The sequence below is a fragment of the Stenotrophomonas sp. 85239_Sma genome, from assembly GCF_056481725.1.
In genome coordinates this window covers 3235957-3250806 of the sequence record NZ_CM151163.1, presented here as the reverse complement: position 1 = coordinate 3250806, position 14850 = coordinate 3235957, and the positions used below count along the sequence as shown (strand labels likewise).

The window sequence follows — 14850 nt, the reverse complement described above, 5'->3', positions numbered from 1 at the left end:
GCGGCCGGCCCGGCGCGAGGCCGGGCCGGAAGCTCGCTCAATCCGGCAGCGAGAACTGCACCGGCACCATGCCGATGGCCGGAACCGCCACGCCGTCACGCTGGGCAGGCTCGAAGCGCCAGTGCCTGAGCACCTGCTGGCGAGCGGCCTGGTCCAGGTTGCGTGAGCCGCTGCTGCGCTCGACGCTGACGGCTACCGGCTGACCCTGGGTGTCCACTTCCACCCGCAACAGCACCGTGCCCTGTTCGTGGTTGCGCAGGGACTGGATCGGGTAGCTCGGCGGCGGGGCGTTGCGGTATTGCAACTGGGCGCCGGCCAACGGGGTGGACGTGTCGATGCTCGGGGCGAGTTGCGGCGGGGCCGGTTCGGCCGCCGGCAGTGCGATGCCCTGGGTTTCCTCCACGGTCGCGGTGGGGGCCGGCAGCGGCGGCGTGACCGGCTGGGCCTGCGGTTTCGGCACGATCCGGGCCACTTCCTTCGGTTCCTGCAGCACCGGCGGGGGCGGTGTCGGCGGGATCTTCTCGATCAGCCTGACCGTGGTCTTGTCACGCGGGACCTGCACCGCCTGGTAGGTCGCAGGGATGAGCAGCAACAGGAAGGCCAGCAGATGCAGGGCGATCGCCGCGCTCCAGGCGGCAACGCGGGCAGGGTCGAAATGCGGGGATGCAACGGGGTACGTACGAACCATGATCCACCTCCATGCCAGTGACGAAGTCCTCAACGCACCAGGGCCCGTGGCGGGGTTGCCGCACGCGGCTGGCAGTCCATCAGTAGCGCGGCATGGCGGCCACTGCCTAGAGGCAGGGGCAAGATCGTTGGGCTGGCCTTCAGCCAGTGCCGGCGGCGCGCATGAAAAAGGCGGGCCCCCTGCGGGGCCCGCCCGGGTCGAGCGCGGCGGACGCGATCAGCGGCCCAGTTCGAACACCACGTCCAGGTTGACCGAGACCGTCGATTCGCCCGGCGCGACGGTGGTGGCCTTGTCCATCGCCGCACCGGCTGCCATGGTGCGCATCACCGGCATCGGGCGGAAGCCGCCGTTGCTGTTCTCGGAGATGCTGACGATGCGGCGCACCTGCAGGCCCAACGACTTGGCATAGGTCTGGGCGCGGGCCTGGGCCTTCTTCAAGGCGGCCAGGCGGGCTTCGTCATAGACCGGTTCGGGCTGGTCGATCTCGAAGCTGGGGCCGTTGATCTGGTTGGCACCCTGAGCGGCCAGTGCATCCAGCACCTTGCCGAGCTTGGCGATGTCGCGCACCTTCAGGCTGACCGTATTGTTGGCCTGGTAGCCGGTGATCTTCGGCGCTTCGTTGTCGGCATAGCGGTACTGCGGATTGAGACTGATGCCGCTGGTCTGCACGTCACGCTCGGCAATGCCGGCGGCCTTGATTGCGGCCAGCACCTTGTCCATCTGCTGGGCGTTCTGGCGCATGGCGCTGTTGCCGTCGGCGGCCTGGGTGACCACGCCGGCCGAGAGGGTGGCGACATCCGGCACGCGGGTTGCCTCGGCGTTGGCCGAGATGTTCAACAGGGTGCCTTCGGCCGCGGCGGCGATCGACGGCGACGACGGAGCGGCATGGGCGGTCATCGAGGTTCCAAGGGCAAGGGACAGGGCAAGCAGCAACGGGGTGGCGGTCAGGCGCATGGGATCTCCTTGTTGTGGCAGTGAGGGTGGTGTCGTAGCGATGAACGCGCTGTGAGCCTGTTCGGGGTTGTACGCGTTCCGGAACGGGTTGCCGGCGATTCAGGTGGCGGCCTCAGGTTATGCTGTGCCGATGCTCTATCTTGCTTCCCGCTCCCCCCGACGCAACCAGCTTCTGTCCCGACTCGGGCGCCCCTTCCAGGCCCTGGACCTGGAGGTCGTCGAGCAGCGCGCGGCGGCTGAAAGTGCCGAGCAGTACGTGTGCCGGGTCGCCGCCGACAAGGCGCGCGCCGGCCTGGCCGAGGTACTGGCTGGTGACCCGCAGGCGCGCGTGCTCGGTTCGGACACCGAGGTGGTGCTCGATGGCGAGGTCTTCGGCAAGCCGGCCGATGCCGCCGATGCGCGGGCGATGCTGGCCAGACTGGCCGGGCGCACCCACCAGGTGATGACTGCGGTCGTGGTGGTCGACGCGGCCGGCCTGGACAGCGAGCTGGTCATATCCGAGGTGACCTTCGCCCCGATCGACGCCGCCGACATCGCCGCCTATGTCGCCACCGGCGAGCCGCTGGACAAGGCCGGTGCCTACGCCATCCAGGGTGGGGCCGAACGCTGGATCGAACACCTTTCCGGCAGCTACTCCGGTGTAATGGGGTTGCCGCTGCTGCACACCGATCGTCTGCTGGCGCGCTGTGGCGTGCCGGCCCCCACTGCCGATGCCGCCAGGGAGGCTGCCGATGTCTGAGGAAATCCTGGTCAACGTGACCCCGCGCGAGACCCGGGTCGCGGTGATCGAAAATGGCATGCTGCAGGAACTGCACATCGAGCGCGGTTGGCGCCGTGGCGTGGTTGGCAACATCTACAAGGGCAAGGTGCAGCGGGTCATGCCCGGCATGCAGGCCGCCTTCGTCGAAGTCGGCCTGGAGCGGGCGGCGTTCCTGCATGCCAACGACGTAGTGCGCCCGGCGCCGGTGGCCAGCGCCGACACCGAGAACACCACCCTGCCGCCGCCGGCCAGCGTGCCGATCGTCGAGCTGCTGCGCGATGGCCAGGACATCGTGGTGCAGGTGGTCAAGGACCCGATCGGCACCAAGGGCGCACGCCTGACCACGCAGATCAGTATTCCCTCGCGTTACATGGTGCTGCTGCCGCAGTCCAAGGTGGTGGGCGTGTCGGCCCGCATCGAAGACGAAACCGAGCGCGCCCGCCTTAAGGCGCTGGTGACCGAATTGTCGGCACAGCACGGTGGCTACGGTTACATCGTGCGCACCAACGCCGAAGGCCAGCCGGCCGAGGCCATTGCCGAGGACATCGCCTACCTGTCGCGCGTGTGGAACGTGGTCGAACGCCGCGGCCGCGAAGCGCCGTCGTGCAGCATCATCTATGAAGACCTGAGCCTGCCGCTGCGGTCGGTGCGCGACCTGATCCGCAAGGACGTGGACAAGGTGAAGGTGGACTCGAAGGAGACCTTCGGCCAGCTGCAGGCCTTCGTCGCCAAGTACATGCCGGTGCTGGCCGAGAAGCTGGAGCTGTATTCCGGTGACCGCCCGATCTTCGACATGTTCGGCGTGGAGGACGAGATCGGCCGCGCGCTGGACAAGCAGGTACCACTCAAGTCCGGTGGCTATCTGGTGATCGACCAGACCGAAGCGATGACCACGATCGACGTCAATACCGGTTCGTTCCTCGGCCAGCGCAATCTGGAAGAAACGGTGTTCCGCACCAACCTGGAAGCGGCGCAGGCGGTGGCGCGGCAGCTGCGGCTGCGCAACCTGGGCGGCATCATCATCATCGACTTCATCGACATGGATGATGCAGAGCACCGCCGCCAGGTGCTGCGCACGCTGGAAAAGGCACTGGCCCGCGACCATGCCAAGACCACGGTCTATGATTTCTCGCCGCTGGGCCTGGTGGAGATGACCCGCAAGCGCACTGTGGAAAGCCTGGAGCGCCAGCTGTCGGAGACCTGCCCGCAGTGCAGCGGCCGCGGCAGCATCAAGACCACCGAGACGGTGACCTACGAGATCTTCCGTGAGATCACCCGTGCCGTGCGCCAGTTCGATGCCGCGCGCCTGCTGGTGATCGCTTCGACCAAGGTGGTCGCACGCATCACCGATGAGGAATCCTCGGCGGTGGCCGAGCTGGAAGAGTTCCTCGGCAAGAGCATCCGTTTCCAGGCGGACGAGCAGTACCTGCAGGAGCAATTCGATGTCGTTCTGCTCTGATCCTCGCCGGCTGCAGGCCGGCGGTGGCCGATGAGTGCGCCGCCGCGCCTGCGACTGCGAAGGATCCGCCGTCATTTCATCGCCGCCTGTGCGGTGGGCCTGGTCGGGCTTGCACTGCTGGTGGGCACGCTCAGCCAGCTGCTGCCGCTGGCCGAGCGTCATCCCGACAGGATTGCCGCCTGGTTGAGTGAGCGTGCCGGCCAGCCGGTGCGTTTCGACCGGCTGCAGACTGCCTGGACCCGCCGCGGCCCGCTGCTGCAGCTGAAGGGCCTGCGCATCGGCGCCGGGCAGGGCCTGGCGATCGGTGAGGCCGAGGTGCTGGTGTCGATGTACAGCGGGCTGTTGCCGGGGCGCTCGCTGACCGAGCTGCGCCTGCGTGGCCTGGTGCTGGACCTGCAGCAGGACGAGGATGGACGCTGGTCGGTACGCGGGTTGCCGCAGCCCGGCAACGGCGGTGATCCCCTGGATGCGATGCGCCGGCTGGGCGAGCTGCAGGTGATCGGAGGCCGCCTGGGCGTGCACGCGCCGGCGCTGGGCATCGACACCACCCTGCCGCGCATCGACCTGCGCATGCGGGTCAATGGCGATCGCCTGCGTGTGGGCGTGCGCGCCTGGGCGCACGCCGAAGCGCTGCCGCTGACTGCGGTACTGGACGTGGACCGTGTGCGCGGCAACGGCCAGGCCTGGCTGGGCGCCGACCCGGTCGATTTCCATGCCTGGTCGCCCTTGCTGGCGGCCGGTGGTGCGCGCCTTCGCGAGGGCAAGGGCGAGCTGAACCTGTGGTTGACCCTGCGAGACTTCGCACCGGTGGCGCTGACCACCGATTCGGACCTGCGCGAGGTGCGCATTGACGGCGCGCCGATGCCCGGCATGGCGGCACCGCAGCTGCAGCTGCAACGGCTGCAGGCCCGCCTGCGCTGGCAGCGCCAGGCCGATGGCTGGGCGTTGCAGGTACCGCGCCTGCGCCTGAAGACCGAAGAAGGCGAACAGCAGCTCGATGGCCTGCAGCTGCAGGTCGGCCAGCAGCTGCGGGTGAACGCCGGTGCGGTGCAGGCCGGTATTGCGCTGCGCGCACTGGCGCTGAGCGATCGCCTTGAACCGGGCCTGCGCCGCTGGCTTTTCCTGTCCAGGCCGCAGCTGGACGTTCGCGACCTGACGCTGGCCGGCGAACGCGATGGCCCCTTGTGGGCACAGGGCGAGCTGCAGTCGCTGGGCTTCGCCAGCGTGGGCAATTCGCCCGGTCTGCGCGGCCTGGGCGGGCGCTTCGAAGGCGACGCGGATGGCTTCAGCCTGCAGCTGCCGCCGCAACGACAGCTGCAGTTCGATTGGCCGACCGGCTTCGGCGTGCGCCACGATCTGCATCTGGCGGGCCAGGTGGTGGGCTGGCGCGATGAAGGCGGTGGCTGGCGCATCGGCACGGCGGCGATGCGCGTGGAAGGCACCGACTATGCGGCCGATGTGCGCGGTGGTGTCTGGTTCCAGGGCGACGGCACCCGGCCGTGGCTGCAGCTGGCGGCCAAGCTGGACGATGTGCCGATGACCGCGGCCAAGCGCTTCTGGATCCACTCCAAGATGAGCAAGGGCGCCACCGACTGGTTGGACATGGCGCTGGCCGGCGGCCAGGTGCGCAACGGTATCGGCCTGGTCAGCGGTGACCTGGACGACTGGCCGTTCGACAACAACGATGGCCGCTTCGAGGCCACCGGCCACATCACCAACGGCGACATCCGCTTCCAGCACGACTGGCCGCTGATGAGCCAGGTCGATGCCGATATCGCCTTCATCGGCCCCGGCTTCGACATGCACGGGCGCGGCGACCTGGCGGGCGTGGCGGTGCAGAAATTCGAGGCAGGCATCAAGGACTTCGGGCAGCAGCCGCTGTACGTGCGCGCCGACGCGCAGAGCGAGGCCGGCAAACTGCTGGCAATGCTGCGGCAGAGCCCGCTGCACAAGGATTATGGCGACACCCTGGACAACCTCACCGCCGCTGGCCCGGCGCATGTGACCTTCGACCTGCTGCAGCCACTGCACCACGATGAAGGTGGCGGCCACCTGCAGGGGTCGGTCGATCTGGCCGGCGTGAAACTGGTCGACAAGCGCTTCCAGCTCGCCTTCGACAACATGCACGGGCAGGCGCGCTACAGCAATGGCGGTTTCGATGCCGAGGCACTGTCGGTGCGCCACCTTGGCCAGGACGGTCGGCTGAGCCTGCGCGCCGGCGGCTACGTGCACGACAGCACGCGGGCCTTCGAGTCGCAGCTGACGGCCCATCTTGATGCCGGCGTGCTGATCGACCGCGCACCGGAAATGGCCTGGCTCAAGCCTTACATCTCCGGCACTTCGGCATGGACCATCGCGGTCAACCTGCCCAAGGTGGCGCCCGGGGCACCTGCGCCGCCCAGCGAGCTGCGTTTGAGTTCGGACCTGGTCGGCACCCGGCTGGACCTGCCGGCGCCGCTGGACAAACCGGCTGCCGAGCCATTGCCGACCACCGTGGCCGCGCAGCTGCCAATGGGCGCCGGGCGCATCGATGTGGCCTTCGGCCAGCGCCTGGCCCTGGCCGCACGCAGCCACAACAACCAGGCCGGGGTGCAGGTGACGCTGGGCAGCGACCATGTCGATCGCGAGCCGCCGCCGAGCGGATTGACCGTCAATGGCCGCAGCCCGACCCTGGACGCCCTGGAATGGATCAGCCTTGCGCGTGGTGGCAGTGATGACGACACCATGCCACTGCGTGCGGTGGACGTGCAGGTCGGCCAGTTGAAGCTGATCGGTGGCGTGTTCGAGCAGACCCGGTTGCAGCTGCGCCCGGGAGCGCAGGCACTGGATGTGCGCCTGGACGGCCCGTCGCTGGCCGGGCGCCTGACCGTCCCCAATGCAGACGGCGGCACCATCAGTGGCCAGCTGGACCGCGTGCACTGGCAGTCACTGCCGGCGGTTCCGGGTGCACCGGCCGCACCGGCACGGGTACAGGCCGGCGCCAACGACATGGACCCGGCCAAGCTGCCGCCATTCGCCCTGGACATCGCCGACCTGAAGTTCGGCAAGGTGGTGCTGGGGCAGGCGGTGCTGCGTACGCGCCCGCTGGCCAATGGCCTGAACGTGGACGAGCTGCGCTTCCGTGCGCCGGACCAGGAGATCGACATCAGCGGTCGCTGGTTGGGCCCTACCGGGGGGGGCCGCACCGAGCTGACCGCACAGGTGCGCAGCGAGGATCTGGGCGGGTTGATGCAGAACCTCGATTACGGTGGCCAGCTGCGTGGCGGTTCCGGCCAGGCGCAGCTGCAGGCCACGTGGAGTGGCGGTCCGTCGGACTTCCAGCTGGGCAACCTGCAGGGACGCCTGGACCTGCACGCGCGCAACGGCCAGCTGCTGGAACTGGAGCCGGGCGCAGGCCGCGTGCTGGGCCTGCTCAGCGTGACCCAGCTGCCGCGGCGCCTGATGTTCGACTTCCGCGACTTCTTCTCCAAGGGCTTCGCGTTCAACCAGATCGACGGCAGCATGCAGTTCGGCCAGGGCATGGCGCGCACCGACAAGGTGCTGATCGAAGGCCCGGCAGCCAACATCACCATCCGTGGCGAGGCCGACCTGCGCAACCAGCAGTTCGACCAGACCATCGACGTCAACCCGCGCGCGGGCAACCTGTTGACCGTGGTCGGTGCGGTGGCCGGTGGCCCGGTGGGGGCGGCGCTGGGCGCGGCCACCAATGCGGTATTGTCCAAGCCGCTGGGCGAGATTGGCGCCCGTACCTACAAGGTGACCGGTCCATGGAAGGAACCGAAGGTGGAAGTGATCGAGCGCAGTCGCGACAAGGCTCCGCCCCCCGTACCGGCACCGGCCATTCCGCCGACCGTCACCGGCCTGCCGCGCCCGCGTTGAGCACGGCTTTCCTGTCCACGGGGCTTGCCTGAGCGCCCCCGCATCCCCAGATCGAGAACCATGACTGATATCGCCCTGACGCTTGCCCAAGACCGCCTGCTGCGCCCCGGCGGCCTGGATACCGCTGGCCTGGAGCGCACCTTCGGCCAGCTGCTCGGCCCCGGTGTGGACTTCGGCGACCTTTATTTCCAGCACGCCCGCCGCGAGAGCTGGAGCGTGGAAGACGGCATCGTCAAGGACGGCGCCCATTCCATCGAGCAGGGCGTGGGCGTGCGGGCGATTTCCGGCGAGAAGACCGGCTTCGCCTACTCCGATGACATCCATGCCGATGCGCTGCGGGTGGCGGCGCAGTCGGCGCGCGCGATCTCGCGCGAGGGCGGCGCCCAGTCCGGGCGGTCGCTGCTGCGCGGCAACGCGCGCGCGCTGTACCCGGCGCTGGATCCGATCGATGGCATCGGCAACGAGGCCAAGGTCGAGGTGCTCAAGCGCCTGGATGGCTACCTGCGCGCCGCCGACCCGCGCGTGAAGCAGGTGATGGTGAGCCTGTCCGGCGGCGTCGATACGGTACTGATCGCCCGCAGCGACGGTGTGCTGGGCGCTGACGTGCGCCCGTTGGTGCGCCTGAACGTGCAGGTGATCGTCGAGCAGAACGGCCGTCGTGAGTCCGGCTATGCCGGTGGCGGTGGCCGTTATGGCTACGACCAGCTGTTCGCCGACGGCCGCCCCGAAGCGTTCGCCCGCGAAGCGCTGCGCCAGGCGCTGGTGAACCTGGACGCGGTGCCGGCGCCGGCCGGGGTGATGCCGGTGGTGCTTGGTCCGGGCTGGCCCGGCGTGCTGCTGCACGAAGCGGTCGGCCATGGCCTGGAAGGCGACTTCAACCGCAAGGGCACCAGCGTCTACGCCGGCCGCATCGGCGAGCGCGTTGCCGCCCCGGGCGTGACCATCGTCGATGACGGCACGCTGGACGGTCGCCGCGGTTCGTTGAACATCGACGACGAGGGTCATCCCAGCCAGTGCACCACCTTGATCGAGGACGGCATCCTGGTCGGTTACATGCAGGACAGCCTCAACGCCCGCCTGATGGGCGTGGCGCCGACCGGCAACGGCCGCCGCGAATCCTTCGCGCACCTGACCATGCCGCGCATGACCAACACCTACATGCGCGCCGGCCAGCACGACCCGCAGGAAATGATCCGTTCGGTGAAGAAGGGCCTGTACGCCGTCAATTTCGGTGGCGGCCAGGTCGATATCACCAGCGGCAAGTACGTGTTCTCGGCCACCGAGGCCTACCTGATCGAGGATGGCCGCATCACCACGCCGGTGAAGGGCGCGACCCTGATCGGCAACGGCCCGGAAACCATGCAGAAGGTGCGCATGGTCGGCAACGACCTGGCCCTGGACGAGGGCGTGGGCATCTGTGGCAAGGACGGGCAGAGTGTGCCCGTGGGTGTCGGCCAGCCCTCGCTGTTGATCGAGGGCATCACCGTCGGCGGTACCCAGGCCTGAGCATGGCGATGGCCGCGGCCACCGCCCTGGCCGGCGCGGACTCAGTCCTCGTCGGCTTCGTCGCCCTCGACGGGGGCGGCGTCTTCGGCGCTGGCCTTCAGGCCCAGCGCGGCCGGCAGCATCAGGCCGCGCAGCACCTGGTAGATCTCGCGATAGGCGCGCGGCGGCTTGTTCTTCGCTTTCTCGGCCTGCGCATTGCGCACCAGCGTGCGCAGCTGCTGGCGGTCGGCCTGCGGGTAGTCGTCCAGCAGTGCAGCCAGCGCCTTGTCACCCTCGGCCAGCAGGCGCTCGCGCCAGTCTTCCACGCGGTGCATCATCGCCACTTCGCGGCGGCCGGTTTCGCTGTTGGCGTCCAGCGCATCGCGGATCGCATCCAGCGTGGCGTCCTCTTCGCGGCGCATGTGCTTGGCCAGGAACGCCAGCTGGCGCTTGTGGGCGATATGGGCGGTGATGCGCTTGCACTCGGCGATGTGCGGCAGCAGGTCTTCCGGAATCGGCAGGCGCGCCAGCTGGGCCGGGGTCAGCGACACCAGCTTCTCGCCCAGGGCCAGCACGTCGAGTGCGTCGCGCCGGTTCTGGCTGCGGCTCTTGTCGTGGAATTCACCGGTTTCTTCGTCGCGTCCGCGCATCGTCCCTACCTGATCTCAAAAAAAGTCGCCCGGCGTGATGCCGGGCCCAACCCGCACAGGATAAAGCATTGAACGTGATCGCCCCTGAAGTGGCCGTCGGCGACGACAGCCCGGCCCGGCTGGAACGGCTGGCCGACCTCTCCCAGCAGCTGCTCGACCGCGCCCGCGCGCTGGGCGCCAGCCAGGCCGAGGTCAGCTGCAGCGAGGACCGTGGCCTGGAGGTCAATGTCCGCCTGGGTGAAGTGGAGACCGTGCAGTCAACCCGCGACCGGGGCATTGCGGTGACCGTCTATTTCGGCCAACGCAAGGGCAGTGCCAGCACCGGCGACCTGAACGAGGCCAGCCTGGCCGCTACGGTCGAGCAGGCCTGTGCGATCGCCCGGCATACCGAGGATGACCCGGCCGCCGGCCTGGCCGAGGCGGCGCTGATGGCCACCGATTTCCCGGATCTGGATGCCTGGCACCCGTGGGCGCTTCAGGCCGATGAGGCGGTGGACCTGGCCCTGGCCTGCGAGGCCGCCGGCCGCGAGGCCGACGTGCAGATCCGCAATTCCGACGGCGCCTCGGTGTCGAGCATGCAGAGCCTGTCGGTGTATGCCAACTCGCATGGCTTCTTCGGCCGTGAGCGCGGCACCCACCATTCGATCGGCTGCGCGCTGATCGCCGGCCAGGGCGATGGCATGCAGCGTGATGGCTGGTACACCAGCGCGCTGGCCCGGGAGGATCTGGAAGACGTGGGCCTGGTCGGCCGTCGTGCCGCCGAGCGCACCGTGGCCCGCCTGCAGCCGCGTTCGCTGGCCACCGGCAGCATGCCGGTGCTGTTCGCCCCGGAAGTTGCGCGCAGCCTGGTCGGCCACCTGCTGTCGGCGGTGTCCGGCGGCGCCTTGTACCGCCAGGCCAGCTTCCTGCTGGACAGCGTCGGCCAGCGCCTGTTCCCGGAATGGATGCAGATCGACGAACTGCCGCACCTGCGCCGCGGCCTGCGTTCGGCCGCGTTCGACGGCGACGGCGTGGCCACCCGTGCTTCGGCGCTGGTCCGTGACGGCGTCCTGCAGCGTTACGTGCTGGGCAGTTATTCGGCGCGCAAGCTGGGCCTGCAGACCACCGCCAATGCCGGTGGCGTGCACAACCTGCAGCTGGCGGCCAATGCCGGCCCGCTGGAGGAGATCGCCCGGCAGATGGGCGACGGCCTGCTGGTGACCGAGCTGATGGGGCAGGGCGTGAACGGGGTCACCGGCGATTACTCGCGGGGCGCGGGCGGCTTCCGTGTCGAGAATGGCGAGATCCAGTACCCGGTGGACGGCATCACCATCGCCGGCAACCTGCGTGAGATGTTCAGCAGTATCGAGGCGGTTGGCAGCGACGTCGATCCGCGCTCGCACATCCGGACTGGTTCGATCCTGCTGGGGCGGATGACCATCGCCGGTAATGATTGATGGCATTGATGGCGTAAGCTATGCCCGCCTGACGCGACCAGCTTGGTGCTGGTGGGTCAAGACCACCCAATGAAAAGGAGTTTTGTCGTGAGCGAATTCGATAACGTCCCGCCGCCGCCGGCCACCACCGACGTGCCGGCCGACCAGCGCACCATGGCCCTGGCCGCGCACCTGCTGGGCATCTTCACCGGCTTCATCGGCGCGTTGATCATCTGGCTGATCAACAAGGACGATGCTGGCAAGGCCTTCGTGACCGACCAGGCCAAGGAAGCCCTGAACTTCCAGATCACCGTGACCATTGCCATGGTCATCAGCATCATCCTGATGATCGTGATCATCGGCGGCATCCTGGCCCCGATCGTCGGCATCATCAACCTGGTGTTCTGCATCATTGCCGCAGTGAAGGCCAACAACGGCGAAGCCTACCGCTACCCGTTCACCCTGCGCCTGATCAAGTAAGCGGCAACGATCAACGACGCAAAAAGAAACGCCCGGCATTGCCGGGCGTTTCCATGTGGGCCACGCCCGGCGGGCGCACAGCCCGACAGCGATCAGTGATCGCGCTCCACCGCCAGTGTTGCCAGCGCGCGCAGCGGATCGGCTTCCTCGCCATATCCGGCCAGGATCGCCTGCATGCGTGCTGCGAGTTCGTGAAGCTGGGCCTTCGCACCGTCCATGCCGAGCAGGGCGGGGAACGTGCTCTTGTCCTGTGCCTGATCCTTGCCGGCAGTCTTGCCCAGCTGTTCGGAACTGGCCTCGACATCGAGGATGTCATCGCGTACCTGGAAGGCCAGGCCGAGCGCGTCGGCAAAGCTGTCGAGCTGGGCCAGCTGCGGCTCGTGGGCCTGGCCACACAGCGCACCCATGCGCACCGCTGCACGGATCAGCGCGCCGGTCTTCAGTGCATGCATGCGGGTCAGTGCCGCCAGTGCCTGCTGCTGGCCGGTGGCATCGATGTCCAGCGCCTGGCCGCCGCACATGCCGGAGGCGCCGGACGCGTGGGCCAGGGTCTGCAGGCAGGCCACGCGCAGCGTGGCCGGCAGCGGCGCATCGGCCAGCAGGCCGAAGGCACGGGTCTGCAGGGCGTCGCCGGCCAGGATCGCGGTGGCTTCATCGAAGGCGATGTGCGTGGTCGGCTTGCCGCGTCGCAGGGCGTCATCGTCCATCGCCGGCAGGTCGTCATGCACCAGCGAATAGGCGTGGATGAGCTCGACGGCCATCGCCGCCGCATCCAGGTTTTCAGGCTGTGCGCCGAACAGGTGGCCACTGGCATACACCAGCAGCGGACGCATGCGCTTGCCACCGCCCAGCACCGAATAGCGCATGGCCTGGTGCAGGCGCTGCGGTGCTTCGGCAGGCGAGGGCAGGGCGGCGTCGAGCTGGCTTTCGATACGGTCGCGCCAGCGCGCGAACTGAACTTCAGCCGTCATGGCTGGGCGGATCGAAAGGCTCGGAGGCTTCCGGCTGCGCCGGATCGCTGAGCAGGCGCACGCGCAGTTCGGCCTGCTCCAGCGCCTGCTGGCACTGGCGGTACAGACCGACGCCACGTTCGTAAGCACTGAGCGAGGCTTCCAGGCTCAGCTCGCCGGTTTCCATCTGCTCCACCAACTGCTCCAGCGATTCGAGCGACTGCTCGAACTGGGCGACAGGGGAGGCGTTTTCGGGGGACTTCTTGGCCATGTGGCAAGTGTGGACGGGCCGCGGGCGGGGGTCAATTCACCAGCCGCCGGGACGCCACTGCAGCTGCGCGTCATGGGCCTGCAACCAGGCCTGCAGGGGAGCCGCAATGACCACGTCGGCGGCGGCAAGCAGCTGTGGTCCATCGAAGACCAGCGGCAGTTGGGCGCGTCGCCAGGGGGCAAGGTGTTCGCGTTGCAGGCAGTCCTTCAGCGCATGCGAATGCTGGCGACCGGGCAGCAGGATGCGCTCCCCGCCCACGCGTGCACGGACCTGCAATCGGCGCTCGAAGGCCGGGGCGCCCTGCAGGCGCAGTTGACCGCCATCGGGCAACGCCAATGGCGCGCGTCCATCCCATTCGGCCTGCCAGTCATGGGGAAGCGCCGGCAGCTGGGCGGGCAGGAGATAGGCATGATCGCGCCATTGCTGGATGGCATGATGGTGCCAGCGTACCCGCGCCTGGCGATCGTTGCCGGCCGGCAGCAGCTCGTCCAGTGCCTGCTGCAGCACCGTGGCCGGCAGCGGCTCCGCACCGTGGCCGGCCACCCAGGCGCGCAGCACGCGTGCTGCACGGCCCGGTGATACCTGGCGCAGCAGCTGCAGCGACAGCACCCGCGGTGCGACCTCCAGATGCGCGATCAGCTCGGCGTCTTCCTCCTCCAGCAGCTCGCGGGTCTGCCCGCAGTGCATCGCGCTGCCCGCCAGTGCCGCAGCGGCGTGCGGCCAGCGCTGGCGCAGCAGCGGCAGCACCTGCAGGCGCAGGAAGTTGCGATCGGCGTGGTCGTCGGCATTGCTGGGATCTTCTATCCAATGCAGTGCGTATTGCCGGGCATGGTCGAGCAGCGCACTGCGCGGCACCGCCAGCAGCGGTCGCCACAAACGGTGTTCGCCCAGGTGGCTGTCCGCGGACATCGCGGCAAGGCCATCGACGCCGGAACCACGCAAGGCACGCAGCAGGAAGGTCTCGGCCTGGTCGTCCAGGTGCTGCGCCAGCGCCAGTGTTTCGCCGTCGCGCAGTTCGGCGGCAAACGCGGCACGTCGCGCCTGCCGTGCCGCGCCTTCGAGGCCCAGGCCCAGGGTGTGGTCGACCTGCACGCGATGCACGGCCAGTTCAATACCCAGTGCTGCGCATTGTTGTTGGCAGTGCAGCACCCAGTCGTCCGCATCGGGGTGCAGGCCGTGGTGCACATGCACCGCACGCAGCGTGGTGCCGGAGGCACGCGCGCAGTGCCACAGCCAGTGCAGCAGCACGGTCGAGTCGACGCCGCCGCTGTAGCCCACCAGCAGTGGTGCATCCAGCGGAACGAGGGAAGGGAAGGCAGTCACGGCGGCAAGTATAGGGTTGCTCGGCAGGGCTGCGCCCTGCACCCGCAGACGCGCAAGCAACGGCAACGGCCGAAGCAACAGCAACAGCTGGTTTCCTGAGGGTTGGCGGGGTGGGTCCGGTTGCGGGGGGCGCTGCAAGTACGTCCATGTAAGCTCGGTCGCCGCATCCATGCGGCTCACGCCCCCGCAACCGGACCCACCCCGCCTTCGACAGTTTCCTGCGGTCTGTTGGACATGCCGAAGGGGTTGCCGAGGGGGTCAGATCCGTTTTCCTGCGGAAAACGGATCTGACCCCGATTTATTTCGATATCTGACAGATTTCATCCACGCAAAGCGTGGATGGTCCAACCGTCACCGGAGATCTGTCGGAGGTGGGGCGGTGTCGGATTGCGGGGTGTCCGCGGCATGGATGCCGCGGCCAAGCCCCCATGGATGGGTTGACGGCGTCCCCGCAATCCGACACCGCCCCGCCCAACTCACAGAAAACCAGAGCCGCTTTTGATCTTGATTTGGCTTCGGCAGGTGCAGGGCGCAGC

General features: G+C 68.5%; 12 protein-coding genes. 6 read left to right on the top strand and 6 right to left on the bottom strand.

The window, feature by feature from the left end; translation table 11 throughout:
- Positions 1-37: 37 nt before the first annotated feature.
- Together ACYKG1_RS15230 and ACYKG1_RS15225 are read right to left on the bottom strand one after the other, a co-directional pair.
- A complete protein-coding gene (locus tag ACYKG1_RS15230) occupies positions 38-688 on the bottom strand; it encodes an energy transducer TonB (protein ID WP_478470846.1) in 651 nt (216 codons plus the stop codon).
- Positions 689-904: 216 nt separating this feature from the next.
- The gene (locus ACYKG1_RS15225; RefSeq protein WP_100473515.1) at positions 905-1642 is read right to left on the bottom strand and encodes an SIMPL domain-containing protein; all 738 of its coding nucleotides are present in this window, start codon (positions 1640-1642) and stop codon (positions 905-907) included.
- A 130-nt stretch (positions 1643-1772) separates the two neighbouring features.
- On the opposite strand from ACYKG1_RS15225, the gene ACYKG1_RS15220 reads away from it, so the two are divergent.
- Genes ACYKG1_RS15220 through tldD form a run of 4 tightly spaced genes read left to right on the top strand, consistent with a single transcriptional unit; the run spans position 1773 to position 9246 of the window.
- On the top strand, positions 1773-2381 hold the full coding sequence (locus ACYKG1_RS15220) for a Maf family nucleotide pyrophosphatase (protein ID WP_100475231.1): 609 nt from the start codon (positions 1773-1775) through the stop codon (positions 2379-2381).
- Positions 2374-3861, top strand: a complete 1488-nt coding sequence (rng, locus tag ACYKG1_RS15215; protein ID WP_005418079.1) for a ribonuclease G — start codon at positions 2374-2376, stop codon at positions 3859-3861. The genes ACYKG1_RS15220 and rng overlap by 8 nt, the downstream gene beginning before the upstream one ends.
- A 30-nt stretch (positions 3862-3891) precedes the next feature.
- Positions 3892-7740: a YhdP family protein gene (locus ACYKG1_RS15210; RefSeq protein ID WP_478470845.1), complete on the top strand. Its 3849-nt coding sequence runs from the start codon at positions 3892-3894 to the stop codon at positions 7738-7740.
- Between the two features lie 60 nt (positions 7741-7800).
- On the top strand, positions 7801-9246 hold the full coding sequence (tldD, locus tag ACYKG1_RS15205; RefSeq protein WP_478470844.1) for a metalloprotease TldD: 1446 nt from the start codon (positions 7801-7803) through the stop codon (positions 9244-9246).
- Between the two features lie 41 nt (positions 9247-9287).
- Here tldD and yjgA read toward each other — a convergent pair whose 3' ends face one another.
- Entirely contained in the window at positions 9288-9875 is a 588-nt protein-coding gene (yjgA, locus tag ACYKG1_RS15200; RefSeq protein WP_100473512.1) for a ribosome biogenesis factor YjgA, read from the bottom strand.
- Positions 9876-9943: 68 nt separating this feature from the next.
- Here yjgA and pmbA point away from each other — a divergent pair, with 68 nt between their 5' ends.
- Positions 9944-11311, top strand: coding sequence for a metalloprotease PmbA (gene pmbA / locus ACYKG1_RS15195; RefSeq protein ID WP_100473511.1), 1368 nt, complete (start codon positions 9944-9946; stop codon positions 11309-11311).
- Between the two features lie 87 nt (positions 11312-11398).
- Complete coding sequence (locus ACYKG1_RS15190) at positions 11399-11770, top strand: DUF4870 domain-containing protein (protein ID WP_100473510.1); 372 nt, start codon at positions 11399-11401, stop codon at positions 11768-11770.
- Positions 11771-11862: 92 nt separating this feature from the next.
- On the opposite strand, the gene ACYKG1_RS15185 is transcribed toward ACYKG1_RS15190, so the two are convergent.
- The 3 genes from ACYKG1_RS15185 to tilS are packed head-to-tail and all read right to left on the bottom strand — an operon-like array spanning position 11863 to position 14314.
- Positions 11863-12741 (bottom strand): polyprenyl synthetase family protein, encoded by an 879-nt coding sequence (locus ACYKG1_RS15185; RefSeq protein WP_100473509.1) that lies wholly within the window; start codon positions 12739-12741, stop codon positions 11863-11865.
- Entirely contained in the window at positions 12731-12991 is a 261-nt protein-coding gene (locus ACYKG1_RS15180; protein WP_005410522.1) for an exodeoxyribonuclease VII small subunit, read from the bottom strand. Before ACYKG1_RS15180 ends, ACYKG1_RS15185 begins: the two co-directional genes overlap by 11 nt.
- 36 nt (positions 12992-13027) lie before the next feature.
- A complete protein-coding gene (gene tilS / locus ACYKG1_RS15175) occupies positions 13028-14314 on the bottom strand; it encodes a tRNA lysidine(34) synthetase TilS (protein WP_478470843.1) in 1287 nt (428 codons plus the stop codon).
- Positions 14315-14850: the final 536 nt, after the last annotated feature.

Excerpts from the sequence above, each read along its gene's own strand:
- ACYKG1_RS15230 (WP_478470846.1), bottom strand. The coding sequence starts at position 688 with ATGGTTCGTACGTACCCCGTTGCATCCCCGCATTTCGACCCTGCCCGC.
- ACYKG1_RS15225 (WP_100473515.1), bottom strand. The coding sequence starts at position 1,642 with ATGCGCCTGACCGCCACCCCGTTGCTGCTTGCCCTGTCCCTTGCCCTT.
- ACYKG1_RS15220 (WP_100475231.1), top strand. The coding sequence starts at position 1,773 with ATGCTCTATCTTGCTTCCCGCTCCCCCCGACGCAACCAGCTTCTGTCC.
- rng (WP_005418079.1), top strand. The coding sequence starts at position 2,374 with ATGTCTGAGGAAATCCTGGTCAACGTGACCCCGCGCGAGACCCGGGTC.
- ACYKG1_RS15210 (WP_478470845.1), top strand. The coding sequence starts at position 3,892 with ATGAGTGCGCCGCCGCGCCTGCGACTGCGAAGGATCCGCCGTCATTTC.
- tldD (WP_478470844.1), top strand. The coding sequence starts at position 7,801 with ATGACTGATATCGCCCTGACGCTTGCCCAAGACCGCCTGCTGCGCCCC.
- yjgA (WP_100473512.1), bottom strand. The coding sequence starts at position 9,875 with ATGCGCGGACGCGACGAAGAAACCGGTGAATTCCACGACAAGAGCCGC.
- ACYKG1_RS15185 (WP_100473509.1), bottom strand. The coding sequence starts at position 12,741 with ATGACGGCTGAAGTTCAGTTCGCGCGCTGGCGCGACCGTATCGAAAGC.
- ACYKG1_RS15180 (WP_005410522.1), bottom strand. The coding sequence starts at position 12,991 with ATGGCCAAGAAGTCCCCCGAAAACGCCTCCCCTGTCGCCCAGTTCGAG.